The following is a 25,807-nucleotide window of genomic DNA, read 5'->3' as shown; positions in this document are numbered from 1 at the left end:
TCTTCGATTCAGGCGTTATCCATGGACAGCAGCAACAATTGGCGCGAACGGCTCTACGTCATGATTTTCCAGAGCGACACCCCGGCCGGGCGTCGCTTCGACGGCATTCTGCTGTTGATCATCCTCGCCAGTCTGGTGATCGTGATGCTCGACAGTATCGACAGCATCCACCGTAATTACGCCGACGTTCTGGCCTATATAGAGTGGGGCTTCACGGCGATCTTCCTCGGCGAATACATCCTGCGTCTGTACTGCTCGCCCAAGCCGCTGCGCTATGCCTTCAGCTTTTATGGCCTGGTGGATCTGCTGGCGATCGTGCCGGGCATCCTCGCCCTGTATTACAGCGACGCGCAGTATCTGCTGATCATCCGCATCATTCGGATGCTGCGGATTTTCCGTGTGCTCAAGCTCAGCCCGTATCTCAAGCAAGCCAACTATCTGATGTCGGCGCTGCGTGGCAGCAAGCAGAAAATCGTCGTGTTTCTGGTCAGCGTGTGCACGCTGGTAACGGTGTTCGGCACGCTGATGTACGTGATCGAAGGCCCGGAACATGGCTTCACCAGCATTCCCAAGGGCATCTATTGGGCGATCGTGACGTTGACCACTGTGGGCTTCGGCGACATCGTGCCGAAGACGCCGCTGGGCCAGGTGATTTCCTCGCTGGTGATGATCACCGGTTATTCGATCATCGCTGTGCCGACAGGGATCTTCACCGCTGAGCTGGCCAACGCTATGCGCGGCGAGCAGCTGCAACATGACTGCCCGGGCTGTCAGAAAAAGAGCCATGAACAGAGCGCAGCGTTCTGTTCGCGCTGCGGCAGTCAGCTGTTCAAGAAAGTGGAATAAGCACAGAGCTTTTTAATCTTTAAGCGACTATGCGAGGCCCGCTATAGTCGCTGGCAAATGGCTTCATTTTTGACAAGACACCCCACAGAACAAGGAATGCGCAGTGAAAAAACTCTTTGGCGCCTCACTTCTCGCCGCCGGCCTGGCCTTGGCCAACATCGCTCAGGCAGCACCGACGCTGCTCAACGTTTCCTACGACGTGATGCGCGATTTCTACAAGGACTACAACACTGCGTTCCAGAAGCACTGGCAAGCCGAGCACAACGAAAACATCACCGTGCAGATGTCCTTCGGCGGCTCGAGCAAGCAGGCGCGTTCGGTGATCGACGGCCTGCCGGCTGACGTCATCACCATGAACATGGCCACCGACATCAATGCCCTCGCCGACAACGGCAAACTGGTCCCGGACAACTGGGTCACGCGCCTGCCGAACAACAGCGCACCGTTCACCTCGGCGACGGTATTCATCGTTCGCAAGGGCAACCCGAAAGCTTTGAAAGACTGGCCTGACCTGCTCAAGGATGGCGTTCAGGTGATCGTGCCCAACCCGAAAACTTCGGGTAATGGCCGCTACACCTACCTGTCAGCCTGGGGCTATGTGCTGAAAAACGGTGGCGACGAGAACAAGGCCAAGGACTTCGTCGGCAAGCTGTTCAAGCAGGCGCCGGTGCTCGACACCGGTGGCCGCGCCGCCACCACCACGTTCATGACCAACCAGATCGGCGACGTACTGGTGACCTTCGAAAACGAAGCGGAAATGATCGCCCGCGAGTTCGGTCGCGATCAGTTCGAAGTCATCTACCCGACCGTCTCAGCGGAAGCCGAGCCACCGGTTTCGGTGGTCGACAAAGTGGTCGACAAGAAAGGCTCGCGCGCTGCGGCTGATGAGTATCTGAAGTACCTGTGGTCGCCGGAAGGTCAGGAAATTGCGGCGGCCAACTACCTGCGCCCGCGTGACCCGGCGGTGCTGGCGAAGTACACCGACCGTTTCCCGAAAGTCGACTTCCTTTCGGTGGAGAAGACCTTTGGTGACTGGCGCACGGTGCAGAAAACCCACTTCAATGATGGTGGCGTGTTTGATCAGATTTATAGCGGGCAGTAAGGCTTGATCTGAAAAAATCAAAAGGCGACCCACCGGGTCGCCTTTTTGTTGCGCGGCAATACCGCTCATTACACTGCGTAATAACAGTTATCATCCGAAAACGTCTTCTGCCAGTCCACGTTGTCCATTAGCCTCAGCCCTTTCCTGTGCCCGACCCGAGATCCCCTATGACCACCACTCCTCACGCAATGACCCGAGGCATGGTCCTGCTGTTCGCGTTCTGCTGCGGCGCCATCGTTGCCAACATCTACTACGCACAGCCGATCATCGGCCTGATCGCGCCGGACATCGGCCTCTCCGACACCATGGCCAGTTTCATCGTCTCGCTGACGCAGATCGGTTACGCGTTGGGCCTGTTCTTTCTGGTGCCGCTGGGTGATCTGCTGGAGAACCGTCGGCTGATGATCATCACTCGCTGGTGGCGATCGCCAGTCTGCTTGGCGCCGCGTTCACTGAACAGCCGAACGTATTTCTGCTGATCTCGCTGCTGGTCGGCTTCAGCTCGGTGTCGGTGCAGATCCTGATTCCGCTGGCCGCGCATCTGGCGCCGGAAGAGTCCCGTGGCCGCGTGGTGGGCGGGATCATGGGCGGTTTGCTGCTGGGTATTCTGTTGGCGCGACCGGTGTCGAGCGTGGTCGCCGATCACCTCGGCTGGCGCGCCATGTTCATGATCGCCGCAGCATTGATGGCGGCTATCAGCGTGGTGCTGGCGCTGACCGTGCCCAAGCGCCAGCCGGATCACAGCGCTACTTATGGCCAGTTGATCGGTTCGCTATGGACACTGCTGCGCCAGCAACCGGTGCTGCGTCAGCGGGCGTTTTACCAGGGCTGCATGTTTGCCACGTTCAGCCTGTTCTGGACCGCCGTGCCGCTGGAGCTGGCACGCAACCATGGCCTGTCGCAAAGCGAAATCGCGATCTTCGCCCTGGTCGGCGCCATCGGTGCCATCGCCGCGCCAATCAGCGGCCGCCTCGCTGATGCCGGTCACACACGCATCGCCTCGCTGCTGGCCATGCTCTTCGCCAGCCTGAGCTTCCTGCCCGCCTTCATTCACCCGGCCTACAGCGTCATCGGCCTGGCCGTGACCGGCGTGGTGCTGGACTTCTGCGTGCAGATGAACATGGTCCTCGGCCAACGCGCGGTGTACTCGCTGGACGCGAAAAGTCGTGGCCGTTTGAACGCGCTGTACATGACCAGCATCTTCATCGGCGGCGCGTTCGGCTCGTCGGTGGCCAGCGCGGTGTACGAGCATGGCGGCTGGTTGTGGATCGTGATTGTCGGCAGCGTGTTTCCGTTGTTGGCGTTGGTGCGGTTTTTGAGTGCATCGCAAAACGCTGCGCTGGCGCAGCGAAAAGTCTCGTCCTGACGCGATGTCATAGTGGGAGCGAGCCTGCTCGCGAAGGCCGGTGTGTCAGCCATAGATCAGTGCCTGACCTGACGCCTTCGCGAGCAGGCTCGCTCCCACAATTGCGCAGACCGTCAATACCGAACCAGTTTCTCCATCGCCGCATCCGCCAGAAACGAGGAGCGGCTTTTGACGTTGTGCTCGCGTACATAGCGATCAATACGCTGAATCACATAGCCGGGCAGCGTAACGTTGACCTTTTCGGTCTTGCCAAGGTACGGCGAGATATCCAGCTCCAGCATGCCCCAGCCCATCTCGGCAAAATCCGGATGATTGCGATGCGCCGCTGCCGAGGTCGGCATCGGAATCGCCTGACCGGCCGCCGCGATCTCCTGCAGCATGAGGTGAGCCACTTCCACGGCCGCGTTGTAGGCCTCCTCAAAGCTGTCCCCGGCCGTGACTGCGCCGGGAATATCGGGGATCTGAATACCGATGGCAGTGTTCTCGTCACCCCACTCGATGCAGATGGGATATTGCATTACGGATCTCCTTCATGACGGGTTGGCGGGCTGAATAACCCCGCGCGCCGCCGAATGCTTTTGACTGTCCCCAGCGGTAAATCCTTTTTCGGATGCGGGACGGCAATCGTGTTCGGGTTGTAACGATGAGTGAAGATGTAATGACTGCCCGCAACCCGATCCAGCGTCCAGCCCGCCTCCTCCAGCTCCTTCATCAATAGCCTGCTCTGCACCAACCGCCTCCTTGGCCTGGCCCATTAAAAGTAACTCTAGAGTTATCTTTACTCAAGCACAGAATGGGACGGGGTGATGGTTGGTAGTTTTACAAAGTATTCCTGCACCAGTTTCGTTTATTGCGAATTTCGTTTAATTCGAATAACGTCGACACATCCTTCCATAGAATGCTGGAACAGTCTTATGACCACCGCTACTCCATCTGCCATCAATCTGCCTGTCGAACGAGAGGTCAAAGCCGCGATTGCAGGCCAGCGCGCCCTGAGCGCCTTCCTCACAACCGCTTTTGAAACTCAGCGAATCCAGATTTTTGATGAACAGAACGAAGCCCACAGCGTCGAGCTGCCAACATCGGCGTTGCGCTTGCTGAGCGATATCCTCGCGGCGCTGGCGCAGGGCAACGCTGTGAAGGTGGTACCGATCCACGCGGAACTGACCACGCAGGAAGCTGCCGATCTGCTCAACGTCTCACGTCCGCACATGATCAAACTGCTGGAGAGCGGTGAGATTTCCTACCACAAAACAGGCAAGCACCGACGTGTGCGTTTTGCTGATCTGATGGAATATAAAACCCGGCGAGACACCGCCAGCGAGCAGGCAATGATGCTTCTCGCGGAGCAGGCACAGGCGCTAAGGACAGGATACGAGTGAGGCATTCCTCTTTCACTGCTGTATACGATGCATGCGTTTTATATCCGGCCCCTTTAAGAGATTTCCTGATGTGGCTCGCGTTGTCAGGGCTGTATCGGGCTCGCTGGACTCAGGAAATACACCACGAATGGAAGCGTAACTTATTGAAGAACAGGTCCGACCTGACCCTCGAACAACTCGATCGCACATCGCAATTGATGGACCTGGCCATTCCAGACGCGTGTATCGATGGCTATGAAGACTTGGTGTCAGGCCTGACACTGCCTGCTGAGAACGACCGCTATGTTCTAGCGGCCGCAATCCGATGCGGTGCCGATGTAATAGTGACGTTCAACCTGAAAGATTTCCCCACCCGTCACCTCGCGCCATACGGCATTGAAGCTCAGCACCCGGATGAGTTTGTGGAAAACCTTTTCCATCTTGATTCGGCTGCCGTCGTCGCTGCGGCTCAAAGCCAGCGACGGCAATTGAAAACGCCCAATGTGGAGGTGGACAAATATCTCGGCTTTCTCCAACGGCAAGGATTGGTCGAGTCGGTAAAGGCGTTAGGTCACTATCGTGCGATTCTCTGAGAATCAGACGCAAAAAAAACGGCGATCCCAGGATCGCCGTTTCTCTTACTGCCCGAATTTCTTGCCCAACCCCGGCGGGACGCCGTGGATGTTGGTGTCTTCCCACGGGCCGTTGGGGCTGACCGAGCGGCTCCAGCCGTTGTTCCAGCGGTAGTAGGTGCGCTGGCGGTAGAAGGTGTTGGTCTGGTCGTCGAGCACGTAGACGCCGAGCTTCTGGTCCCAGTGGCTGTTGCCGCCCGGTGGCGGGGCGAAGCTGGCCGAGGTGCGGGGCACGGGCTTGGCGGGTTTGGCCGGGATGCTCTTGCCGGGGCTCGGCGAGGTCGACGGGGTCGGGCTTGGCTGCGAGGGCGGGATTGGCGGCAGGCTGGTGGTCGGTTCCGGGCGTTGTACCGCACATGCACTCAAGCCCAGGGCCAGTGTGAGGACTGTGATGCGGGCGATGGTGTGCATGGCGGTGCTTTCCTGTTGGGTCCGGTTACTTGTCCGGGCTGTCGATAGTCAGTTTTTGTGGCGCGGTGGTGCTGCTGGCCACTGGGCCGCTGCGACCGATCCACTCACCGGCAGTCGGTTGGCCGGCCCGTGAGATGCGCGCAACCAGTTGGACTTCAGGGAAGTTGGACAGTTTCAACTGCGGCATCATTGCGTCGGCATCGCCCAGTTCGACGGTCACCGGCAGGTCAGCCACGGTCAGACGTTTGGCCGCCAGCGGCGCCGGTGGGCCTGAAGTGGCGCGGGCGAAGATGAACACGCTGTCGCCCGGTTGCACCTTGCTCCTGAGTTCGCTGGCCAGATCAACGCTGACTGTCAGCAATGCCGCTTTCGGCGCCGGTGCCTGGGCAACTTTGCCGCCGCTGGCTTTCAAGCGTTCGGCGGCACGCTCGATGCCGCCTTGCAGCGCAGCGCGAGAGTTGTCATCCGGCGGCAGTTGCGCGAGCAGGCGATTCCAGTAGTCGATGGCCTCCTGATAACGCTCGCCTTCAAACGCGGCGATGCCGAGCAGGCCGAGGCTGGTAACTTCCTTCGGATCGGCCTTCAGCGCTTCGTCGGTCAGTTTCTGAATCTGCTCCGACCACTTTTTACCGTCAGCAAAATACTGCGCCTGCGCCCACTGGCCGAGCAGTTCCGGCTGGCGACCGGCGAGGTTGGCGGCGCGTTCGAACATCTTCGCCGCGTCTGCCGGACGGTCTTGAGCCATGTAGGTACGGCCGAGGAAATACAGACCTTCGGCGGAATCCGGTTGTGCGGCGACCGCACGCTCCAGACGCTGGGTCATCTCTTCCATCGACTGTGGTGCCTGAGCGAATTCGCGGGTCAGTTCGACCTTGTCGGCGGCGCCGAAATGCAGGTACAGACCGAGACCCAGCACCGGTACCAACACGGCGGCCAGCAGCGGCAACGGCTTGCCCAGGCGCGAGACACGCGGTGCGGTGACGCCTTCGGTGTCAGCGAGCAATTCACGCGCGGCTTCTGCGCGGCCGCTGTCCAGTTGCGCGGCGTCGAGCACGCCTTCGGCCTGCTGCGCTTGCAGCTCGGCAACCCGTTCCTGGTACAGCGCGACGTTCAACGCGGTGCGATCTTCTTCCCGCTGAGCGCGACGTTCGCGCAGTACCGGGATCAGCAGAAAACTCAGGGCGACCAGAAGCAACAGCCCTGCGGCGAGCCAGAAATCAATCATTCTTGGTTTTTATCCAACAGTTGGTCGAGGCGCTGACGTTCTTCGGCAGACAGCGATGACGGCGTTTCGGCGCGTTGCCCGCGACGCCTGCGCACGATCAGCACGATCACCACGAAACCACCGAGCAGCAGCCCGGCCGGGCCGAACCACAGTAGCGCGGTCTTGGCATTGAGCGCCGGTTTGTAGCGGACGAAATCACCGTAGCGATCGACCATGAAGTCGATGATCTGCTGATTGTCCTTGCCCTCGCCGAGCATGCGGAAAATCTCTTTGCGCAGGTCGGCGGCGATCGGCGCGTTGGAGTCGGCAATGTCCTGGTTCTGGCACTTGGGGCAGCGCAGTTCCTTGGTCAGTTCGCGGAAACGCTCGCGGTCGCTTTCTTTGGCAAATTCGTAGGTGTCGATGGCCGCGTGGGCGACACCGGCCAGGCTCAAACCCAACACGACCGCAGCGAGAAAACGCTTCATGGCTTGGCCTCATCGACCAGCGCCTGATACTTGGCCGCGAGTTTTTCGCGCCAGACCTGCTCGTCGATCACCCCGACGAACTTGTCGCGGATGATGCCTTTGGCGTCGATAAAGAAGGTTTCCGGCGCGCCGTAGACACCGAGGTTGAGGCCCAGCGAACCCTCGTCGTCACGAATATCCAGCGCATACGGATTGTGGAACTCGGCCAGCCACTTCAAGGCATCAGCGTTGGTGTCCTTGTAGTTGATGCCGTAGATCACCACGCCGCGCTCGGCGAGTTTGTTCAGCACCGGATGCTCGACCCGGCAGGAAATGCACCAGGTGCCCCAGACATTGACCAGCGCCGGTTTGCCGAGGATGTCGGCCTTGGTCAGCGTCTTGTCACCCTGCACACTCGGCAGGGAAAACTCCGGGAACGGCTTGTCGATCATCGCCGACGGCAGCTCCGCCGGATCCAGGTACAAGCCGCGATAGAGAAACACCGCCACCAGCAGAAAAATCGCCAACGGCAACAACATCAACCAACGCCTCATGCCGCCGCTCCCGTCATGCCCAGCGCTTCGCGCACTTTGCTTTTCACCTTGACCCGATAACGCCGATCCAGCGCCGCCAGCAAACCACCCAATCCGGTGAGCAAGCCGCCGAACCAGATCCAGCGCACGAACGGTTTGACGTGTACGCGCACGGCCCAGGCGCCGTTATCCAGCGGCTCGCCGAGGGCGACGTAGAGATCGCGAGTGAAACCGGCATCGATCCCGGCTTCGGTCATCACCGAGTTCTGCACGGTGTACAGACGTTTTTCCGGGTGCAGCACGCTGATTTCCTCGCCGTCACGAATGACGCGGATGGTGCCTTTGTCGGAGGTAAAATTCGGCCCCTCGAAATGCTTGGCGCCCTCGAAGACGAATTGATAGCCGGCCAGATCCATCGACTCGCCCGGTGCCAGACGCAGGTCGCGTTCGGCACTGTTCTGACTCGACAACACCACGCCCAGCGCGCACACGGCGATGCCGAGGTGGGCGATCTGCATGCCCCAATAGCTGCGGGTCAGCGTCGGCAAACCTTTGATCAGGCCTTTGTGCCGAGTCTTGTCGAACAGATCGCGCACACCGGCAAGCAACACCCACGCCGCCAGCAGGAACGTCGCGATCACTGCCCAGTTGAAATCGCCATAAGCCACGCCGGCCACCACGGCCAATGCGACGCTGCCGAGCAGCACCGGAGTGAGCATGCTCGCCAGCCATTTCACTGGTGTGTCCTTCCAGCGCACGATCACGCCGATCGCCATGACCAGCATCAGCAACGCCATCAACGGAATGAACAACGCATTGAAGTATGGTGGGCCGACCGACAGCTTGGCGCCGCTGATGGCATCAAGAATCAGCGGATACAAAGTGCCAAGGAGGATCATCGATGCAGCGACAACCAACACCAGGTTGTTGCCCAGCAGCAAGGTTTCCCGTGACCACAGATTGAACCCGACCTGGCTTTTCACCACCGGTGCACGCAGCGCAAACAGCGTCAGCGAACCGCCCACCACGAACAGCAGGAAAATCAGGATGAACACGCCGCGCTCGGGATCCGAAGCGAAGGCATGCACCGAAGTCAGCACGCCCGAGCGGACGAGGAAGGTGCCGAGCAGGCTCAACGAAAAAGCGGCAATCGCCAGCAACACCGTCCAGCTCTTGAACACGCCGCGTTTCTCGGTGACCGCCAACGAGTGAATCAACGCGGTGCCGACCAGCCATGGCATGAACGAGGCATTTTCCACCGGGTCCCAGAACCACCAGCCGCCCCAGCCGAGTTCGTAATACGCCCACCACGAACCGAGGGTGATGCCGATCCCGAGGAAGGCCCAGGCGACGATGGTCCATGGCCGCGACCAGCGCGCCCATGCCGCATCGAGACGGCCGCCGAGCAGCGCGGCGATGGCAAATGCGAAGGCCACAGAGAAACCGACGTAACCCATGTACAGCATCGGCGGATGCACGATCAGGCCAATGTCCTGCAGCAACGGGTTGAGGTCGCGACCGTCCGCGGGAATCTGCGGCAGGATCCGCGAAAACGGGTTCGAGGTAAGAATCAGGAACAGCAGGAAACCGGTGCTGATCATGCCCATCACCGCCAGTACCCGGGCGAGCATGACTTGTGGCAACTGCCGGGAGAACACCGACACGGCGAAGGTCCAGCCGCCGAGGATCAACGCCCACAGCAGCAGCGAACCTTCGTGGGCACCCCACACTGCGCTGAATTTGTAGTACCACGGCAGCGCGCTGTTGGAGTTCATCGCAACGTAGCCGACCGAGAAATCGTCGGTCATGAACGCGTAGGTCAGGCAGCCAAAGGCAAACAGCAGAAAGGCAAACTGGCCCCACGCCGCCGGTTGCGCCAGGCTCATCCACAAGCGGTCACCGCGCCACGCGCCGAGCATCGGCACCAGCGCTTGGACCAGTGCAAAACACAGGGCGAGGATCATCGCCAGATGGCCCAGCTCGGGAATAAACAGTGCAGCAGCCATCGATCAACCCTCCTTCACAGGCGTCGGTGCGGATTGACCGCTGTCCTTGAGCGCTTTGGTCACTTCCGGCGGCATGTACTTCTCGTCGTGCTTGGCCAGCACTTCATCGGCGACCACCACGCCATCGGCGTTGAGCTTGCCGAGGGCGACGATGCCCTGCCCTTCGCGGAACAGATCCGGGAGGATGCCGCGATAGGCGATGGTCACGGATTTGTTGAAATCGGTGACGACGAATTTGACGTCCAGCGAATCCTTGGAGCGTTGCAGCGAACCGGCCTCGACCATGCCGCCGGCGCGGATGCGCGTGTCCTGCGGCGCATCGCCGTTGGCGATCTGCGTCGGCGTGTAAAACAGATTGATGTTTTCCTGCAGCGCGCTCAGGGCCAGGCCGACAGCAGCGCCCACTCCGACCAGAATCGCCAGAATGATGATCAGACGTTTTTTGCGCAGCGCATTCACTTGCCGTTCTCCCGGCGCAGACGACGCGCCTCTTGTTGCAGATAACGCTTACGCGCCGCAATCGGCGCCACTACGTTGAGGGCCAGCACCGCCAGGCAGATGCCGTAGGCCGACCAGACATACAGGCCGTGATGGCCCATGGCGAGAAAATCGCCGAATGAAGCAAAACTCATCGCACCGCCTCCAGACTCTGCTGCACTTCGGCCTTCACCCAACTGGCGCGGGCCTCGCGCTTGAGCACTTCCAGCCGCATGCGCAGCAACAGCACGGCGCCGAAGAAGCAGTAGAAACCCAGCACTGTCAGCAGCAGCGGCAGCCACATTTCCGCGGGCATCGCCGGTTTTTCCGTGAGGGTGAACGTCGCGCCCTGGTGCAGGGTGTTCCACCACTCCACCGAGTATTTGATGATCGGAATGTTGATCACGCCAACGATCGCCAGCACCGCGCAGGCCTTGGCGGCGCTGTCGCGGTTGCTGATGGCATTGCCCAGCGCGATCACACCGAAATACAGAAACAGCAGAATCAGCATCGAGGTCAGGCGCGCATCCCACACCCACCACGAGCCCCAGGTCGGCTTGCCCCAGATGGCCCCGGTGACCAGCGCCACGGCGGTCATCCACGCACCGATTGGTGCGGCGCATTGCAGGGCGACGTCGGCCAGTTTCATCTTCCACACCAGCCCGACTACGCCGCACACCGCGAGCATTACGTAGATCGACTGGGCGAGCATCGCCGCTGGCACGTGGATATAGATGATGCGAAAGCTGTTGCCTTGCTGGTAATCCGGCGGCGCGAAGGCCAGGCCCCAGACCACGCCAACGCCGATCAGCAGCAACGCTGCAATGCTCAACCACGGCAGGAACTTGCCGCTGATGCCGTAGAACCACTTGGGCGAGCCGAGCTTGTGAAACCAGGTCCAGTTCATACTGTTTCCATCACGGTTGCCGCTCATCATCGCGAGCTGGCAGAGGGTCATGCCTTTCTTCTTGAAGAAGTGGTCAATTTTTGACCAGGCCTCATTATTATTCGCCGACGCTGATCTTCAGGCCAGCGGCTATTGCAAAGGGTGTCAGGGTGATCGCCAGCGCTGTGAGGCTGGCCATCCACAACAGGTAGCCGGTCGCCGGCATGCCTTGCAGCGCCGCTTGCAACGCGCCGCTGCCAAGGATCAACACCGGGATGTACAACGGCAGAATCAGCAGCGCCAGCAACAGCCCGCCGCGCTTCAGGCCGACCGTCAGCGCCGCACCGACTGCGCCGAGCAGGCTCAACACCGGCGTGCCCAACAGCAACGACAGCAGCAGCACCGGCAGGCACGCAGCCGGCAAACCGAGCATCAGCGCCAGCAACGGCGATAGCAGCACCAGTGCCAGACCGGAGAACAGCCAGTGTGCCAGCACCTTGGCCAGGACCAGAAGCGGCAGCGGGTGCGACGAAAGGACCCACTGTTCCAGCGAGCCGTCTTCGAAGTCACTGCGAAACAATCCGTCCAGCGAAAGCAGGACCGACAACAACGCCGCCACCCAGACTAACCCCGGGGACAGGTTTTGCAAGACTTGAGTTTCCGGGCCGACGGCCAGCGGGAAAAGGGCAATGACGATGGCAAAGAAAATCAGCGGATTGGCCAGCTCCGCCGGGCGGCGGAACAGCAGGCGCGATTCGCGGGCAAGCAGCAGGCCGAAGACACTCATACCGCCCATTTCCCCAGATCGATGTCGCGATAACCGGCCGGCATTCGGCTCAGGGTGTGGTGGGTGGTCAGCACCACCAGACCGCCGCGTTCGCAGTGGCCGGCCAGATGCTCTTCCAACTGAGCGACACCCTGCTTGTCCAGCGCGGTGAACGGTTCGTCGAGAATCCACAACGGCGGGCTGTCCAGATACAACCGCGCCAGCGCCACGCGGCGCTGTTGGCCGGCGGAAAGACTGTGGCAGGGAACGTCTTCGAAACCGCGCAATCCTACCGCTGCCAGCGCCTGCCAGATCGCCTCGCGTTCGGCGGGATGATGCAGGGCGCACAGCCACGACAGGTTTTCTTCGGGAGTGAGCAGATCCTTGATCCCGGCGGCGTGGCCGATCCACAACAGGTTTCGCGCCAGTTCGCTGCGTTGCTCGGCCAGCGGCTGACCGTTGAGCAGCACCTGGCCGTCGGTGGGTTGCATCAAACCGGCGAGCAGACGTAAAAGACTGGTCTTGCCGCTGCCGTTGGGGCCGCTGATCTGCACCATGTCGCCACTGGCCAGGCGCAATTCGAGGTTTTCGAAAAGCAGCCTGAGATCGCGTTCACACGCCAGGGCAACGGTTTGCAGGACAGGACTGGTCAAGGGATCACGGGCCTTATACGGTTCAAGTCGGCTCTAGAGCGGCCGTTAAAGAGATGCAGCATAGATGCTTTGATCGCTCGATCTGGCGAGCTGGATCAAACAATTGCCAGGTTTTTTGAACGAAGCGCACGACGCGCGGCATTATACATGCCGTGCCTTACTCTCAAGAGCGCAATTTCCTCAGGTTGTGTCCGCGTATGACAGGCGAAATGAACATCCTCCCGCTGCCGCCCACCGTGCCGGCGAGCGCTCGCCCGCAGACGGGTGAACTGCTCAAGCTGCTGACACCGGTCGAAGGCTTGATCGGCGCGGGACAAAGCGCCAAGGCCGAGGTGTTGTCGCTCAAGCAGGCCGATCAGACCTTTGAATTGCTGCTCAAAGTGACCCTCGACAGCGGCCGTCAGACCACCGTGCAGGCCAGCAGCAACCTGCCGTTGCCACAGGGCACCAACCTGGCGATCACTCAGCCATCGGCCGGTAATCTAGCGATCACCGTACAGCAAGCGATCGCCAGCAGCGTCGCCACCCTCACCCGCATCGATACCGCGCAATTGCCCGCCGGCACCTTGCTGCAAGGCAAAGTCGTGACCTCGCAGGCCCTGCCGCAGACGCCGGGGCAAGCGGCGGTGTTTCGCTCGATGGTCACCCTGCTCAACACCGCATTGAGCGGCAGCACTTTGACCGTCGACAGCCCGCAACCGCTGCGCATCGGCACCTTGTTGTCGGCGCAGGTGCAGGATGCGCAAACCCTCAAATTCGTGCCGCTGAGCAGCCGCCAGGAACAACTGGCGGTCAGTCAGCAATTGCTCGGTCAGCAAAGTCGTCAGGGCTCGCTCGATGGCTTGCTGAAGTTGTTGCAGAGCCTGCCGCCATCCAGCGATCAGACTTCGGCCGATCTGCGCGCGCTGGTCAACAAGCTGCTTGCCAGCCTGCCGGACCTGCCGCAAATGAGCACCGCCAAAGGCGTGGCGCTGGCATTGGCCAACAGCGGCGCGTTCCTCGAAGCGAAATTGCTCAGCGGACAAAACCCGACTCTCGCCCCGGACATGAAAGCCGACCTGCTCAAGCTGATCGCGCAACTGACTCCGGGCCTGCCGAGCAACACCAATTTCAATGCGATCATCGCCGCCAATACCCTGGCCCAGGCACTGCCGAGTTTCGTCCGGAACGCCCTCGGCACCCTCGGCCAGGTCAGCGCCAAACCGGTGCCGAGCAGCTTCCCGTTGCCCGAACGACTGCTGGCGAAACTCGAAGGCGAAGGTGATCTCGAACAACTGCTGCGCCTCGCCGCCGCAGCGGTGTCGCGTCTGCAAAGCCATCAGTTGTCGAGCCTGGAACAGACCGGCGTCACCGACGATGGCCGCCTGCTCAGCACCTGGCAGCTGGAAATCCCCATGCGCAACCTGCAGGACATCGTGCCGCTGCAGGTCAAATTCCAGCGTGAAGAAGCGCCGGAGCGGGAGCCGCAGCCGCATGAACGCCGCGATGAACGCGAAGCCAAACAGCAACTGTGGCGCGTCGATCTGGCCTTCGATCTGGAACCGCTCGGGCCGATGCAGATTCAGGCGCAACTGATCGCCGGCAGCCTGTCCAGTCAGCTGTGGGCCGAGCGGCCGTACACCGCCGACCTGATCGAGAACAACCTGTTCGCCCTGCGCCAGCGCTTGCTCGATTCCGGGCTCAACGTCGGCGACCTCGACTGCCACCACGGCACCCCGCCGCAAGGCAACCAAACCCGCCTCGAACACCGCTGGGTCGACGAAACCGCATGAACGATTCCACCGCCCCACGCCAGGCCATCGCCCTCAAATACGACGGCAACCACGCCCCGACCCTCACCGCCAAGGGCGACGAAGAACTGGCCGAAGAAATCCTGCGTATCGCTCGCGATTACGAAGTGCCGATCTACGAGAACGCCGAACTGGTGCGCCTGCTGGCGCGGATGGAACTGGGCGACAGCATTCCCGAAGAGCTCTATCGCACCATCGCCGAGATCATCGCGTTTGCCTGGAATCTGAAGGGCAAATTCCCCGAAGGACAAGACCCGAACGCGCCGATGGTCGAGAAGGACATCACCGCGCGCGGGGATGACTACTGAGCCGCAGTCGCAGTCTCTTCTGCGCCCTGCCATATACCGTTTGTCGCTACTGTCAGGTCTGACAGTAGCGCATGCCCGATCCCGCAGCGCTTGATTACGGACCAGACCTGACCAGGTTGCCCGCAGGTCCACAATCTTGAGGGATTGATTCCATGCCAAACGAGAAAGATGAATTGCCCCTGAAGATAAACGCTGAAGGCGGACTGCTGGTCATGGGCGCACGCGGCAATCGGGGTGGTCTTGGCAACTTCTACACGCGCAGCTGGCGACTTGTAGCGCTGGACGCCTCAACGCTCAAACCGTTGAACGTCACGTGGCAGTATGTTGGAGACAAGCAGCCAGCCACTGGTAGCGAATTTTTCGATGTCCGGCCTTATGAGGAACTGGTCGTCTGGTCGGGCAAGAAACGGATAACCCTGAACCCGTCAAACATTATCGGTACATCATTCGCCCTGTGCGCTGTTTTGGACAGCCGGGCAGTCCATGCATGGGGTCACGTCGATGGCGGCGGCACTTTGCCGGAACCGGTAAGAGAAGCGCACGACGTCGTAGAGTTGTCGGCGGGGATGAGAGCCTTTGCGATTCGGCGCGCGCAAGGCAATGTCCTCGCTTGGGGACTTCAGCCCAGCGGGACCGTCCCCGAAGATATCGCACAGCTGAATACGGTTGTCGCGGTGTCGGGAAGCACTTATGTTTTCTTAGCCCTTCTTGAATCGCGCAAGCTTGTCGCATGGGGCATGCCCGAGATGGGAGGCGCACTTCCGCCCGAAATCGCCGATTTGACCGATATCATGCAAGCGTCGGGTGGCCAGTATGGTTTCGCCGCGCTGCGCAGCACTGGCAACGTCGTCTGTTGGGGCTATCATGACCATTCAGCGCAGCTGCCGGACGATATCGCGTTGCTCACCGACATAACCAGACTGGCTTGCTCGACTCATGCTTTCGCAGTACTGAGCGACAATGGCCAAGTGCGCGCATGGGGGCATGAATCGCTTGGAGGCCAAGTGCCGTCGGACATCGCAGCGCTGAGAGATATCGTCGACCTGGCCAGTAACAGCTCAGCTTTTGCAGCACGCAGAAGCAATGGCGCACTGGTCGTATGGGGACATATGCCGGCCATTCCAGAAGAGATTGCCAGTCGCAACGACATCGTCCACGTCATAGGCTCCGGATCCGGATTTGTCGTGCTGTGCGGGGATGGCTCAGTGCACGCTTGGGCTACCCTCCCCAGCGATATCGTTAACATTCCGCCAGACATTCGCCAGTTGAGAGACATTGTCGCCATTAATGCCAACCAAGACGCGGTCGTAGCATTGCGCAGCAACGGCGTGGCAGTTGCGTGGGGAAGAGAGAACGGCGGCGGCGATACCAGCGCAGTTGCCCATTTGCTCACTGACGTGCGTGCTGTGTACGGAGGAGGCGATACCTTCGTGGCACTCAGGGCAGATCGTCGGGTAGTGGCCTGGGGCAACGCCGACTTCGGCGGTAACGGTGAGCAGAAAGCCCTGTATCAACTGATCAGTTACACAAAAACTTCGGCGAGCTGATCCGGACAACTGCGGATCGCTATGCCTGCGATGCAATCGAGAAAAAAGATCGCAGCCTTCGACAGCGCTTACACGAGATTTATGCAGGCGCTGCCTCCGATGCGATCTTTTGATCTTGCTTGCCGCTTGAAGCTTGAAGCCCCTAGCTGCCCTTGTGCAACTTGCGCATCAACTCCGCCTCAGCCTGGGTCAAGCCGCACGACTGAGTCAGTTCATCGACGCTGGCGCCCATGCCCACCAGTTTCGCCGCCTGGGCGAATGACAGGCTCGACGGGTCGCGTTGTTCCAGTGCAACGATCTTGTCCGGCAACGGGCTTACCACCGCGCGCAACTCGTGCAGGGCCTCGCCCATGCGCACGTTGCCGTTCTGGTAGTCGTCGACGCGTTTGGCCAGTTCCTTGATGCGCTGATCACGCAGCGCATCACCCTGGGCCTGCTGTGCAGCGATCACTCGCTGCGCCTTGATGTACGAGACGAACATCGCCAGCGTGCCGGCCCAGAACAGGAACAGAACAATTACCGCAACCTCGAGAATCAAATCAGATGCTCTCCAGTTCCGACCATTCTTCTTCGCTCATCATCTTGTCCAGCTCGACCAGAATCAGCAGTTCGTTGTTCTTGTTGCACACGCCCTGAATGAACTTGGCCGATTCTTCGTTACCGACGTTCGGCGCGGTTTCGATTTCCGACTGACGCAGGTAAACCACTTCGGCCACGCTGTCGACCATGATGCCAACGACTTGCTTGTCGGCTTCGATGATGACGATACGGGTGTTGTCGCTGATCTCGCCGCTGTGCAGGCCGAAGCGCTGACGGGTGTCGATCACGGTGACCACGTTACCGCGCAGGTTGATGATGCCCAGCACGTAGCTTGGCGCACCCGGTACCGGCGCGATCTCGGTGTAGCGCAGCACTTCCTGCACGCGCATCACGTTGATGCCGTAGGTTTCGTTATCCAGTTTGAAGGTCACCCATTGCAGGATCGGATCTTCAGAACCTTTTGCATTCGACGCCTGACTACTCATACCCTGACCCCTCGAAAAAACCGCCCCGGGCGGTGTGTGTTCTGTGTGGTGGCATTGGAAAATGCCATCGCCTGATTGTTATGTCGGCTGCTATGTCGGTTTATGTAGCGGCTTGTTGCCACTCAAGTGCTTTGCCCCGCCGCTGGCGATCAACTCGGCCAGTGCGGATACGTCAAGCAATGCACACATGTGCTCGATCACGGTGCCGGCGAGCCATGGCCGCTGACCCCGGTGACTTCTCCATTTGATTTCATTCGGGTCCAGGCGCAACGAGCGGCTGACCTGATGCACCGCCAGCCCCCACTCGTAACCTTGTACCGAAATCACGTATTGCAGGCCCTGCCGGAAGTCATCGCGGTAACGATCCGGCATGACCCAGCGCGCGGTGTCCAGAACTTTCAGGTTGCCAGCCTGGCTCGGCAGAATGCCGAGGAACCACTCCGGCTGACCAAACAGCGGCGTCAGCTCGTGGCCGGCCAGCGAATAGATCGAGCCGAGGCACACCAGCGGCACCGCCAGGGTCAGCCCGGCAACGTCGAACAGCAAGCATTCGAAAGCATCGGCAGCCCAGGCCGGACGGCCATCGGGTTCGACCGGTGGCGGCGGGTTGTTCGGTGGCAGGTGCACTTCGACCAGCGGCGGGACCAGCACCTGCGGTTCCGCCACTGGCGGCGCGGGTTCAGGCTCCGGCTCGGGTTCCGGCACGGTCAATAATTGCGTTTGCAGCAGCGGCGCCAAGGTCGACAGCGGCGCGCGCGGTTCGTCGATCAGCGCGACTGGCGCTTTGGCCACGGGGGCAGCAGCGGGCGCGGCAATTGGAGCGACGGATTTCTGCGCGTCGCGGGCCTGTTCTTCCAGCACCGCGGCCTGGAACTCGTCCATGGCCTCGGTGCTTTCCACCACTTCAGGCTGCGCCTGTTCGACGACTGGCGGCGGCGCTTCGACCGGCGCAGGCAAGTCCTCGGGCAGGTCGAGCAACAGGTCTTCCAGATAGGACTGCAAGGCCTGTTGCGGACGTGACGTGAGTTTCACTGGGCGGTTCATCGGTGATCAACGCCAGGCAGGGAAACCGCGTCGTCTGCTTCGCGAGCAGGCTCGCTCCCACAGGGTTCGGGCAAGCGAATAAAGATCATGCTCAGGCCACCTGCGGAACAAGTTGCTGCGCGAGCAGGTGCTTGAGCAGTGCGCGGTAGGCCAGCACGCCACGGCTCTTGCCGTCGAATTGCGAAGGCGTGACGCCCGCCCGGCTGGCGTCGCGCAGACGGGTATCGACCGGGATATAGCCGTGCCAGATGTCGTCGGGAAATTTGTCACGCAGCACACGCAAGGTGCCCATCGACGCCTGCGTGCGGCGGTCGAACAGGGTCGGCACGATGCTGAAGGGCAGCGGTTGTTTGCGCGAGCGATTGATCATCGCCAGGGTGTTGACCATGCGCTCCAGACCTTTCACGGCCAAGTGCTCGGTCTGCACCGGGATCACCAGTTGCTGGCTCGCCGCGAGGGCGTTGACCATCAGCACACCGAGCAACGGCGGGCTGTCGATGATCGCGTAATCGAAGTCCTGCCACAATTGCGCCAGACTCTTGGCGATCACCAGGCCCAAGCCACTCTGCCCCGGCGACTGCCGCTCAAGGGTGGCCAGTGCGGTGCTCGATGGCAGCAGGGAAATGCGTTCGTCGCTGGTCGACAACAGCAACTGTCCCGGCAGGCCTTGCGGCACGCTGCCCTTGTGCAGAAACAGGTCGTAGTTGCTGTGTTCCAGGCTGTCGGGGTCGTAACCGAAATAGCTGGTCATCGAGCCGTGCGGGTCGAGATCGACCACAACCACGCGCTTGCCCGCCTCGGCCAGCAATCCGGCTAAAGCGATGGAGGATGTGGTTTTACCGACACCACCCTTTTGATTGGCGACTGCCCAGACTCTCATTCAGTTCGTTCCTCCCGGCCAGGTTGATTGGCCGAGACATGCTTCAGCGTGTTAATGCGGGCGACGGAGAATTGACGGCACTCTCGCGTCCCGGCGTCTTGACCGGGGTCGGTGCAGTTTGTGTGCCAGCGCGCTTCAACGCCGCGTCCGGTTGCGCATTGGCGGTTCCGGTGCCCGTCAGGCTGCGGCGCACATCGAGATTGCGCGACACCACCAGCACCACGCGGCGGTTCTTCGCCCGGCCTTCGACCGTGGCGTTATTGGCCACCGGCTGGAATTCGCCGTAGCCCACCGACGCCAGTCGCCCAGGGTTTACGCCCTGCATGGCGAGCATGCGCACGATGCTCGCCGAGCGCGCCGAGGACAGTTCCCAGTTGGTCGGGTACTGCGCGGTGCGGATCGGTTGATCGTCGGTGAAGCCTTCGACGTGGATCGGGTTATCGAACGGTTTGAGGATCGCCGCGACCTTGTCGATGATGTTGAACGCGATGTCGCTCGGCATGGCATCGCCGCTACCAAACAACAGGCTGGAATTGAGCTCGATCTCGACCCACAACTCGTTGCCGCGCACGGTCATCTGGTTGGAGCTGATCAAGTCACCGAAGGCGGCACTGATGTCATCGGCGATGCTTTTCAGTGGATCGCTGGCCCCGGAAATACCGGCGTCGACCTGTTCGGCATCCTTGACCAGCGGCTTGGCCGGAGTCACGGTTTTCGGTCGTTCGTCGCCGATCGGAATCGGTTTGAGCGAGCGGTCGGAGTCGGTAAACACGCCGATCAGCGCTTCGGAAATGACTTTGTACTTGCCTTCGTTGATCGACGAGATCGAGTACATCACCACGAAAAACGCGAACAGCAAAGTGATGAAATCCGCGTAGGACACGAGCCAGCGCTCGTGATTGACGTGTTCTTCCTGGTGGCGACGACGAGCCATGAGGTTATTCCCTTAGTCCATGAAGCCTTGCAGCTTCAACTCAATGGAACGAGGGTTTTCACCTTCGGCGATCGACAGAATTCCTTCCAGCAACATTTCGCGATAACGCGACTGCCGCAACGCGATGGACTTGAGCTTGGCCGCGACCGGCAAGAGGATCAGGTTGGCACTGGCCACGCCGTAGATGGTCGCGACGAACGCCACGGCAATCCCGTTACCCAGTTGCGACGGATCGGCGAGGTTGCCCATCACGTGGATCAGGCCCATCACCGCACCGATGATGCCGATGGTCGGCGCGTAGCCGCCCATGCTTTCGAACACCTTGGCCGCTTCGATGTCGCGGGATTCCTGAGTGTAGAAATCCACTTCGAGAATGCTGCGAATGGCTTCCGGCTCGGCGCCGTCGACCAGCAGTTGCAGACCCTTGCGCGAATAGCTGTCAGGCTCGGCGTCGGCCACGCCTTCGAGGCCAAGCAAGCCTTCCTTGCGCGCCGTCAGGCTCCAATTGACCACGCGGTCGATGCCGCCGGCCAGGTCGACACGCGGCGGAAAGAAGATCCAGCCGAGAATCTGCATGGCGCGTTTGAACGCACTCATCGGCGATTGCAGCAGCGCAGCACCGACCGTGCCGCCCAGCACGATCAGCGCTGCCGGGCCGTTGGCCAGCGCGCCGAGGTGACCGCCTTCAAGGTAGTTGCCGCCGATGATGGCGACGAACGCCATGATGAGGCCGATTAGGCTGAGAACATCCATCAGATACACGCCTCGACGATGTGCTTGCCGATGTCGTCCAGACCATACACCGCGTCAGCCAGATCGGCTTTGACGATGGCCATCGGCATGCCGTAGATCACGCAGCTAGCTTCGTCCTGCGCCCACACCGAACTGCCGCCCTGCTTGAGCAGACGCGCGCCTTCGCGGCCGTCGGCGCCCATGCCGGTCAGCACCACTGCCAGAACTTTGTCGCCGTAAGACTTGGCTGCAGAACCGAAGGTAATGTCCACGCACGGCTTGTAATTCAGACGCTCGTCACCCGGCAAAATTTTCACCGCGCCACGGCCGTCGATCATCATCTGCTTGCCACCCGGCGCCAGCAGCGCCAGGCCCGGACGCAGGATGTCGCCATCCTCGGCTTCCTTGACGCTGATGCGGCAGAGCTTGTCGAGACGCTCGGCAAACGCCTTGGTGAACGCCGCCGGCATGTGCTGGATCAGCACGATCGGCGCCGGGAAGTTCGCCGGCAACTGCGTCAGTACGCGTTGCAGCGCGACCGGGCCACCCGTCGAGGTGCCGATGGCAACCAGTTTGTAGGCTTTGCGTTTCGGAGCCGGCGACGAAGCGCTGGCAGCGGATGCACGGGCAGGCGCAGGCGCAGGTGCCGGACGTGCCGGGACAGGGCTGCTGTGGCTCGTGTGGCTGCCGTAGCTCGACGCTGCCGGAGCAGGCGTCGGCGCTGGCGCAGCGGCGGGAGCCGGCGCGCTGTAGGCACTGAAACGACGGTTACTGCGCGAGATGCTGTGGACTTTCTCACACAGCAACTGCTTGACCTTTTCGGGGTTGCGCGAGATGTCTTCGAAATTCTTCGGCAGGAAATCCACCGCGCCGGCGTCCAGCGCATCGAGGGTTACCCGCGCGCCTTCATGCGTAAGCGAGGAGAACATCAACACCGGGGTCGGGCAGCGCTGCATGATGTGCCGCACTGCCGTGATGCCGTCCATCATCGGCATCTCGTAGTCCATGGTGATCACGTCAGGCTTGAGGGCCATGGCCTGATCGATCGCCTCTTTACCGTTGGTGGCCGTGCCGACCACCTGGATGCTCGGATCCGCCGAAAGAATTTCCGAGACGCGGCGGCGGAAAAAACCCGAATCGTCCACCACCAGGACTTTGACTGCCATAAACACTCCATTAGGTGCAGCGGCGCGTCATCGCGCCGCCGCCCCGGATTCAAATACGCTTTGTGGCGTAACGCTTGAGCATGCTTGGAACATCGAGAATCAGCGCAATGCGGCCGTCACCGGTGATGGTGGCGCCGGACATGCCCGGAGTTCCCTGGAGCATTTTGCCCAATGGCTTGATGACCACTTCTTCCTGGCCGACCAGTTGATCGACGACGAAGCCGATCCGCTGAGTGCCCACCGAAAGAATCACCACATGGCCTTCGCGCTGCTCTTCGTGGGCGGCGGAGCTGACCAACCAGCGCTTGAGGTAGAACAATGGCAGCGCCTTGTCGCGCACGATCACCACTTCCTGACCGTCGACGACATTGGTGGTCGACAGGTCGAGGTGGAAGATTTCGTTGACGTTGACCAGCGGGAACGCAAAGGCCTGATTGCCGAGCATGACCATCAGCGTCGGCATGATCGCCAGGGTCAACGGCACCTTGATGACGATCTTCGAGCCCTGGCCCTTGGTCGAGTAGATGTTGATCGAACCGTTGAGCTGGGAAATCTTGGTCTTCACCACGTCCATGCCGACACCACGGCCGGACACGTCGGAGATCTCGGTCTTGGTCGAGAAACCCGGGGCGAAAATCAGGTTGTAGCACTCGGTATCGCTCAGGCGATCGGCGGCGTCCTTGTCCATCACACCGCGTTTTACCGCGATCGAACGCAGGACGTTCGGGTCCATGCCTTTGCCGTCGTCGGAGATCGACAAAAGGATATGGTCGCCTTCCTGCTCAGCCGCCAGCACTACGCGACCGCCACGGGCCTTGCCCGATGCTTCGCGTTCTTCCGGCGACTCGATGCCGTGGTCGACAGCGTTGCGCACCAAGTGGACCAGCGGGTCGGCCAGAGCCTCGACAAGGTTTTTGTCGAGGTCGGTTTCTTCACCCACCAGTTCCAGGTTGATCTCTTTCTTCAGCTGACGTGCGAGGTCGCGAACCAGACGCGGGAAGCGCCCGAAGACCTTCTTGATCGGCTGCATCCGCGTTTTCATCACGGCGGTCTGCAGGTCAGCGGTGACCACGTCGAGGTTCGACACAGCCTTGGACATGGCTTCGTCGCCGCTGTTGAGGCCCAGACGCACCAGACGGTTACGCACCAGCACCAGCTCGCCGACCATGTTCATGATCTCGTCGAGCCGCGCGGTGTCGACGCGCACGGTGGTTTCCGCTTCGCTGGCCGGTTTTTCTGCCGGGGCAGCAGCTGGCGCACGGGCCGGAGCCGGTGCAGCAGCGGCAGCCGGTTTCGGCGCCTCGGCTTTCGGTTCAGGCTTGGCGGCAGGTTTCGGCGCAGCAGCGGCAGCCGGAGCTTTCGCCGCTGGCGTGGCGACGCTCGACGCAGAGCCGGCAGTCGCAGCGCTGGCGTCAAACTTGCCTTTGCCGTGCAATTCGTCGAGCAGCGATTCGAATTCGTGATCGCTGATCAGGTCGCTGCCCGCCGCAGCGGCTGCCGGTGCAGCAGGTGCGGCCGGGGCCGAAGCGATGGCCGATTCCAGCGCGTCAACGGCGAAGTTGCCCTTGCCGTGCAACTGATCGAGCAAGGCTTCGAATTCGTCGTCGGTGATGTCCGAGCTGTCGCCTGCAGCAGGCGCAGCCGGAGCCGCTGGTGCTGGCGCCGGAGCGACCGCATCGACAGCAAACTGGCCCTTGCCGTGCAGCTGATCGAGCAGCGACTCAAATTCGGCGTCGGTGATTTCATCGCTGGCCGCCGTGTCGGCAACCGGCGCGGGCGCCACAGCAGCAGCCGGAGCCTCAGCCTGGGCCTTGACGGCGTTCAGCGAGTCCAGCAATTGTTCGAATTCGTTATCGGTGATGTCTTCCGAGGAGTCGCTTTCAACGACCAGTTCTTCGATCATCTCGGCAACCGGCGAAGCCGGGGCTTCATCCGCCGATTGCGGCTCGGCCAGACGCGCCAGCGCGGCCAGCAGCTCCGGCGTCGCAGCGGTGATCGGTGCACGCTCACGGACTTCGCTGAACATGCTGTTCACCGCGTCCAGTGCTTCGAGTACAACGTCCATCAGTTCTGCATCAACGCGACGCTCACCCTTGCGCAGGATGTCGAACACGTTTTCGGCGATGTGACAGCACTCCACCAGCTCATTGAGCTGAAGGAAGCCGGCGCCCCCTTTTACAGTGTGGAAACCGCGAAAAATTGCATTGAGCAGATCTGCATCATCCGGACGGCTTTCCAGCTCGACCAGTTGTTCGGACAGTTGCTCAAGAATCTCGCCGGCCTCAACCAGGAAATCCTGAAGGATCTCTTCATCGGCGCCGAAGCTCATTAATGGGGTGCTCCTACAGGTCTAAAAACCCAAAAAACCCGAATTCCGAAACTCTAGAATCCAAGGCTGGATAACAAATCGTCCACATCGTCCTGACCGGACACAACGTCTTCTCGTTTATCGGCATGAATCTGCGGACCTTCACCCTGCGAGAGATGTTTTTGTGGATCTTTTTCAGCAAGCATTGCGGCACGGTCATGTTCGATGCCCGCAAAGCGGTCGACCTGACTGGCCATGAGCACGAGTTTGAGCAGATTGCTTTCGACTTCGGTGACCAGTTGGGTCACACGCTTGATCACTTGACCTGTGAGGTCCTGGTAATCCTGAGCCAGCAGGATGTCGTTGAGGTTGCTCGACACCGCACGGTTGTCCGTGCTGCTGCGTGACAGAAAACCGTCGACCCGGCGCGCCAGTTCGCGGAACTCTTCAGCCCCGACCTCGCGACGCATGAAGCGGCCCCAATCGGCGCTCAACGTCTGCGCTTCATCAGCCAGACTGTTGACCACCGGCGTGGCGCTTTCCACCAGATCCATGGTGCGGTTGGCCGCGGCTTCCGTCAGCTTGACCACATAGCCCAGGCGTTCGGTGGCATCGGTGATTTGCGACACTTCCTCGGCCTGCGGCATGTGCGGATCGATCTGGAAATTGACGATCGCACTGTGCAGTTCACGTGTGAGCTTGCCCACTTCCTGATACAGGCCGCGGTCACGGGTCTGATTGAGCTCATGGATCAGTTGCACCGCGTCGCCGAACTTGCCTTTTTCAAGGCTCTCGACCAGTTCGACCGCGTGTTTTTTCAGGGTCGATTCGAAATCGCCCTGTGATGATTCGTTATGCTCCATAGCTCCCCCGCGCATTCATCAGCCGATGCGTTCGAAAATCTTCTCGATTTTGTCTTTCAACGCTTGAGCCGTGAAAGGTTTGACTACGTAACCGTTCACACCGGCCTGAGCGGCCTCGATGATCTGCTCGCGCTTGGCTTCAGCAGTCACCATCAACACCGGGAGGTGCTTGAGTTTTTCATCAGCGCGCACGTGACGCAGCAGGTCGATACCGGTCATGCCCGGCATGTTCCAGTCCGTTACCAGAAAGTCGATGCTGCCGCTGTTGAGCACCGGAATGGCGGTTACGCCATCGTCGGCCTCGACGGTGTTGGTGAACCCAAGATCGCGCAGCAGGTTCTTGATGATCCGCCGCATCGTTGAGAAGTCATCAACGATGAGGATTTTCATGTCTTTGTTCAATTCGACCTCCAAGCAGTCTTAAACGCGCCCAGCACCTGGACGCGCCACTTCAATCAATCGGCGCAGCACTTAAAGTTTGTCTGGAGCACAACGGATCG

General features: G+C 60.7%; 29 protein-coding genes and 1 pseudogene. 8 read left to right on the top strand and 22 right to left on the bottom strand.

The window, feature by feature from the left end:
• Window positions 1-21 precede the first annotated feature (21 nt).
• From ASG55_RS04180 to ASG55_RS04170, 3 genes and pseudogenes are all read left to right on the top strand, one after another.
• Window positions 22-846, top strand: coding sequence for an ion transporter (locus ASG55_RS04180; protein WP_041479613.1), 825 nt, complete (start codon window positions 22-24; stop codon window positions 844-846).
• 103 nt (window positions 847-949) lie between these two features.
• Entirely contained in the window at window positions 950-1,948 is a 999-nt protein-coding gene (locus tag ASG55_RS04175) for a sulfate ABC transporter substrate-binding protein (RefSeq protein ID WP_056783861.1), read from the top strand.
• Between the two features lie 167 nt (window positions 1,949-2,115).
• Window positions 2,116-3,314: pseudogene (locus tag ASG55_RS04170) on the top strand (MFS transporter).
• A gap of 113 nt (window positions 3,315-3,427) precedes the next feature.
• On the opposite strand, the gene ASG55_RS04165 reads toward ASG55_RS04170, so the two are convergent.
• Together ASG55_RS04165 and ASG55_RS04160 are read right to left on the bottom strand one after the other, a co-directional pair.
• Complete coding sequence (locus ASG55_RS04165; protein WP_016771035.1) at window positions 3,428-3,832, bottom strand: type II toxin-antitoxin system HicB family antitoxin; 405 nt, start codon at window positions 3,830-3,832, stop codon at window positions 3,428-3,430.
• Window positions 3,832-4,044, bottom strand: coding sequence for a type II toxin-antitoxin system HicA family toxin (locus ASG55_RS04160; RefSeq protein ID WP_041479616.1), 213 nt, complete (start codon window positions 4,042-4,044; stop codon window positions 3,832-3,834). Before ASG55_RS04160 ends, ASG55_RS04165 begins: the two co-directional genes overlap by 1 nt.
• Before the next feature lie 184 nt (window positions 4,045-4,228).
• Here ASG55_RS04160 and ASG55_RS04155 point away from each other — a divergent pair, with 184 nt between their 5' ends.
• Together ASG55_RS04155 and ASG55_RS04150 are read left to right on the top strand one after the other, a co-directional pair.
• Window positions 4,229-4,696, top strand: coding sequence for a helix-turn-helix domain-containing protein (locus tag ASG55_RS04155; RefSeq protein WP_056783858.1), 468 nt, complete (start codon window positions 4,229-4,231; stop codon window positions 4,694-4,696).
• Window positions 4,693-5,268: a PIN domain-containing protein gene (locus tag ASG55_RS04150; protein ID WP_056783857.1), complete on the top strand. Its 576-nt coding sequence runs from the start codon at window positions 4,693-4,695 to the stop codon at window positions 5,266-5,268. The genes ASG55_RS04155 and ASG55_RS04150 overlap by 4 nt, the downstream gene beginning before the upstream one ends.
• Before the next feature lie 45 nt (window positions 5,269-5,313).
• Here ASG55_RS04150 and ASG55_RS04145 read toward each other — a convergent pair whose 3' ends face one another.
• The 10 genes from ASG55_RS04145 to ccmA form a co-directional block, all read right to left on the bottom strand.
• The gene (locus ASG55_RS04145) at window positions 5,314-5,718 is read right to left on the bottom strand and encodes a hypothetical protein (RefSeq protein WP_016771039.1); all 405 of its coding nucleotides are present in this window, start codon (window positions 5,716-5,718) and stop codon (window positions 5,314-5,316) included.
• A 25-nt stretch (window positions 5,719-5,743) separates the two neighbouring features.
• Complete coding sequence (gene ccmI, locus ASG55_RS04140) at window positions 5,744-6,943, bottom strand: c-type cytochrome biogenesis protein CcmI (RefSeq protein WP_056783853.1); 1,200 nt, start codon at window positions 6,941-6,943, stop codon at window positions 5,744-5,746.
• Entirely contained in the window at window positions 6,940-7,410 is a 471-nt protein-coding gene (locus ASG55_RS04135) for a cytochrome c-type biogenesis protein (RefSeq protein ID WP_056783850.1), read from the bottom strand. Before ASG55_RS04135 ends, ccmI begins: the two co-directional genes overlap by 4 nt.
• Window positions 7,407-7,943, bottom strand: coding sequence for a DsbE family thiol:disulfide interchange protein (locus ASG55_RS04130; protein ID WP_024012128.1), 537 nt, complete (start codon window positions 7,941-7,943; stop codon window positions 7,407-7,409). Before ASG55_RS04130 ends, ASG55_RS04135 begins: the two co-directional genes overlap by 4 nt.
• The gene (locus ASG55_RS04125; RefSeq protein WP_056783848.1) at window positions 7,940-9,928 is read right to left on the bottom strand and encodes a heme lyase CcmF/NrfE family subunit; all 1,989 of its coding nucleotides are present in this window, start codon (window positions 9,926-9,928) and stop codon (window positions 7,940-7,942) included. The genes ASG55_RS04130 and ASG55_RS04125 overlap by 4 nt, the downstream gene beginning before the upstream one ends.
• A gap of 3 nt (window positions 9,929-9,931) precedes the next feature.
• Window positions 9,932-10,387: a cytochrome c maturation protein CcmE gene (ccmE, locus tag ASG55_RS04120; protein ID WP_056783845.1), complete on the bottom strand. Its 456-nt coding sequence runs from the start codon at window positions 10,385-10,387 to the stop codon at window positions 9,932-9,934.
• Window positions 10,384-10,560, bottom strand: coding sequence for a heme exporter protein CcmD (gene ccmD / locus ASG55_RS04115; protein WP_016771045.1), 177 nt, complete (start codon window positions 10,558-10,560; stop codon window positions 10,384-10,386). Before ccmD ends, ccmE begins: the two co-directional genes overlap by 4 nt.
• Entirely contained in the window at window positions 10,557-11,312 is a 756-nt protein-coding gene (locus ASG55_RS04110; RefSeq protein ID WP_056786756.1) for a heme ABC transporter permease, read from the bottom strand. The genes ccmD and ASG55_RS04110 overlap by 4 nt, the downstream gene beginning before the upstream one ends.
• A gap of 97 nt (window positions 11,313-11,409) precedes the next feature.
• The gene (gene ccmB / locus ASG55_RS04105) at window positions 11,410-12,078 is read right to left on the bottom strand and encodes a heme exporter protein CcmB (RefSeq protein WP_039763615.1); all 669 of its coding nucleotides are present in this window, start codon (window positions 12,076-12,078) and stop codon (window positions 11,410-11,412) included.
• A complete protein-coding gene (ccmA, locus tag ASG55_RS04100; protein ID WP_041479623.1) occupies window positions 12,075-12,710 on the bottom strand; it encodes a cytochrome c biogenesis heme-transporting ATPase CcmA in 636 nt (211 codons plus the stop codon). The genes ccmB and ccmA overlap by 4 nt, the downstream gene beginning before the upstream one ends.
• Window positions 12,711-12,907: 197 nt before the next feature.
• On the opposite strand from ccmA, the gene fliK reads away from it, so the two are divergent.
• From fliK to ASG55_RS04085, 3 genes are all read left to right on the top strand, one after another.
• A complete protein-coding gene (gene fliK / locus ASG55_RS04095; protein ID WP_056783842.1) occupies window positions 12,908-14,482 on the top strand; it encodes a flagellar hook-length control protein FliK in 1,575 nt (524 codons plus the stop codon).
• On the top strand, window positions 14,479-14,808 hold the full coding sequence (locus ASG55_RS04090; protein WP_041479625.1) for an EscU/YscU/HrcU family type III secretion system export apparatus switch protein: 330 nt from the start codon (window positions 14,479-14,481) through the stop codon (window positions 14,806-14,808). The genes fliK and ASG55_RS04090 overlap by 4 nt, the downstream gene beginning before the upstream one ends.
• Before the next feature lie 152 nt (window positions 14,809-14,960).
• Window positions 14,961-16,355, top strand: a complete 1,395-nt coding sequence (locus tag ASG55_RS04085; protein ID WP_056783840.1) for an RCC1 domain-containing protein — start codon at window positions 14,961-14,963, stop codon at window positions 16,353-16,355.
• 142 nt (window positions 16,356-16,497) lie between these two features.
• On the opposite strand, the gene ASG55_RS04080 is transcribed toward ASG55_RS04085, so the two are convergent.
• The 10 genes from ASG55_RS04080 to ASG55_RS04035 all read right to left on the bottom strand — a co-directional run bounded on the left by ASG55_RS04080 (window position 16,498) and on the right by ASG55_RS04035 (window position 25,697).
• A complete protein-coding gene (locus tag ASG55_RS04080; protein WP_016771049.1) occupies window positions 16,498-16,893 on the bottom strand; it encodes a DUF2802 domain-containing protein in 396 nt (131 codons plus the stop codon).
• 1 nt (window position 16,894) lies between these two features.
• Entirely contained in the window at window positions 16,895-17,380 is a 486-nt protein-coding gene (locus ASG55_RS04075) for a chemotaxis protein CheW (RefSeq protein ID WP_016771050.1), read from the bottom strand.
• Between the two features lie 90 nt (window positions 17,381-17,470).
• Window positions 17,471-18,424: a CheW domain-containing protein gene (locus ASG55_RS04070; protein ID WP_056783836.1), complete on the bottom strand. Its 954-nt coding sequence runs from the start codon at window positions 18,422-18,424 to the stop codon at window positions 17,471-17,473.
• Between the two features lie 91 nt (window positions 18,425-18,515).
• On the bottom strand, window positions 18,516-19,304 hold the full coding sequence (locus tag ASG55_RS04065; protein WP_024012121.1) for a ParA family protein: 789 nt from the start codon (window positions 19,302-19,304) through the stop codon (window positions 18,516-18,518).
• A 43-nt stretch (window positions 19,305-19,347) separates the two neighbouring features.
• Complete coding sequence (gene motD, locus ASG55_RS04060) at window positions 19,348-20,238, bottom strand: flagellar motor protein MotD (RefSeq protein WP_016771054.1); 891 nt, start codon at window positions 20,236-20,238, stop codon at window positions 19,348-19,350.
• Between the two features lie 12 nt (window positions 20,239-20,250).
• A complete protein-coding gene (locus tag ASG55_RS04055; protein WP_016771055.1) occupies window positions 20,251-20,991 on the bottom strand; it encodes a flagellar motor protein in 741 nt (246 codons plus the stop codon).
• Window positions 20,991-22,136, bottom strand: a complete 1,146-nt coding sequence (locus ASG55_RS04050) for a protein-glutamate methylesterase/protein-glutamine glutaminase (protein WP_056783833.1) — start codon at window positions 22,134-22,136, stop codon at window positions 20,991-20,993. Before ASG55_RS04050 ends, ASG55_RS04055 begins: the two co-directional genes overlap by 1 nt.
• Window positions 22,137-22,185: 49 nt before the next feature.
• Complete coding sequence (locus ASG55_RS04045) at window positions 22,186-24,465, bottom strand: chemotaxis protein CheA (protein ID WP_056783830.1); 2,280 nt, start codon at window positions 24,463-24,465, stop codon at window positions 22,186-22,188.
• Window positions 24,466-24,518: 53 nt separating this feature from the next.
• The gene (locus ASG55_RS04040; RefSeq protein WP_016771058.1) at window positions 24,519-25,307 is read right to left on the bottom strand and encodes a protein phosphatase CheZ; all 789 of its coding nucleotides are present in this window, start codon (window positions 25,305-25,307) and stop codon (window positions 24,519-24,521) included.
• 18 nt (window positions 25,308-25,325) lie between these two features.
• Window positions 25,326-25,697: a chemotaxis response regulator CheY gene (locus tag ASG55_RS04035; protein WP_161986607.1), complete on the bottom strand. Its 372-nt coding sequence runs from the start codon at window positions 25,695-25,697 to the stop codon at window positions 25,326-25,328.
• Window positions 25,698-25,807: the final 110 nt, after the last annotated feature.

The sequence above is a fragment of the Pseudomonas sp. Leaf434 genome, assembly GCF_001425545.1.
In the GTDB taxonomy this organism is placed as follows: Bacteria; Pseudomonadota; Gammaproteobacteria; order Pseudomonadales; family Pseudomonadaceae; genus Aquipseudomonas; species Aquipseudomonas siliginis.
This window is presented reverse-complemented; position numbering and strand designations above follow the sequence as displayed.

Excerpts from the sequence above, each read along its gene's own strand:
- ASG55_RS04180 (WP_041479613.1), top strand. The coding sequence starts at position 22 with ATGGACAGCAGCAACAATTGGCGCGAACGGCTCTACGTCATGATTTTC.
- ASG55_RS04165 (WP_016771035.1), bottom strand. The coding sequence starts at position 3,832 with ATGCAATATCCCATCTGCATCGAGTGGGGTGACGAGAACACTGCCATC.
- ASG55_RS04155 (WP_056783858.1), top strand. The coding sequence starts at position 4,229 with ATGACCACCGCTACTCCATCTGCCATCAATCTGCCTGTCGAACGAGAG.
- ASG55_RS04145 (WP_016771039.1), bottom strand. The coding sequence starts at position 5,718 with ATGCACACCATCGCCCGCATCACAGTCCTCACACTGGCCCTGGGCTTG.
- ccmI (WP_056783853.1), bottom strand. The coding sequence starts at position 6,943 with ATGATTGATTTCTGGCTCGCCGCAGGGCTGTTGCTTCTGGTCGCCCTG.
- ASG55_RS04135 (WP_056783850.1), bottom strand. The coding sequence starts at position 7,410 with ATGAAGCGTTTTCTCGCTGCGGTCGTGTTGGGTTTGAGCCTGGCCGGT.
- ASG55_RS04130 (WP_024012128.1), bottom strand. The coding sequence starts at position 7,943 with ATGAGGCGTTGGTTGATGTTGTTGCCGTTGGCGATTTTTCTGCTGGTG.
- ASG55_RS04125 (WP_056783848.1), bottom strand. The coding sequence starts at position 9,928 with ATGGCTGCTGCACTGTTTATTCCCGAGCTGGGCCATCTGGCGATGATC.
- ccmD (WP_016771045.1), bottom strand. The coding sequence starts at position 10,560 with ATGAGTTTTGCTTCATTCGGCGATTTTCTCGCCATGGGCCATCACGGC.
- ASG55_RS04110 (WP_056786756.1), bottom strand. The coding sequence starts at position 11,312 with ATGAACTGGACCTGGTTTCACAAGCTCGGCTCGCCCAAGTGGTTCTAC.
- ccmB (WP_039763615.1), bottom strand. The coding sequence starts at position 12,078 with ATGAGTGTCTTCGGCCTGCTGCTTGCCCGCGAATCGCGCCTGCTGTTC.
- fliK (WP_056783842.1), top strand. The coding sequence starts at position 12,908 with ATGACAGGCGAAATGAACATCCTCCCGCTGCCGCCCACCGTGCCGGCG.
- ASG55_RS04090 (WP_041479625.1), top strand. The coding sequence starts at position 14,479 with ATGAACGATTCCACCGCCCCACGCCAGGCCATCGCCCTCAAATACGAC.
- ASG55_RS04085 (WP_056783840.1), top strand. The coding sequence starts at position 14,961 with ATGCCAAACGAGAAAGATGAATTGCCCCTGAAGATAAACGCTGAAGGC.
- ASG55_RS04075 (WP_016771050.1), bottom strand. The coding sequence starts at position 17,380 with ATGAGTAGTCAGGCGTCGAATGCAAAAGGTTCTGAAGATCCGATCCTG.
- ASG55_RS04070 (WP_056783836.1), bottom strand. The coding sequence starts at position 18,424 with ATGAACCGCCCAGTGAAACTCACGTCACGTCCGCAACAGGCCTTGCAG.
- ASG55_RS04065 (WP_024012121.1), bottom strand. The coding sequence starts at position 19,304 with ATGAGAGTCTGGGCAGTCGCCAATCAAAAGGGTGGTGTCGGTAAAACC.
- motD (WP_016771054.1), bottom strand. The coding sequence starts at position 20,238 with ATGGCTCGTCGTCGCCACCAGGAAGAACACGTCAATCACGAGCGCTGG.
- ASG55_RS04055 (WP_016771055.1), bottom strand. The coding sequence starts at position 20,991 with ATGGATGTTCTCAGCCTAATCGGCCTCATCATGGCGTTCGTCGCCATC.
- ASG55_RS04050 (WP_056783833.1), bottom strand. The coding sequence starts at position 22,136 with ATGGCAGTCAAAGTCCTGGTGGTGGACGATTCGGGTTTTTTCCGCCGC.
- ASG55_RS04045 (WP_056783830.1), bottom strand. The coding sequence starts at position 24,465 with ATGAGCTTCGGCGCCGATGAAGAGATCCTTCAGGATTTCCTGGTTGAG.
- ASG55_RS04040 (WP_016771058.1), bottom strand. The coding sequence starts at position 25,307 with ATGGAGCATAACGAATCATCACAGGGCGATTTCGAATCGACCCTGAAA.
- ASG55_RS04035 (WP_161986607.1), bottom strand. The coding sequence starts at position 25,697 with ATGAAAATCCTCATCGTTGATGACTTCTCAACGATGCGGCGGATCATC.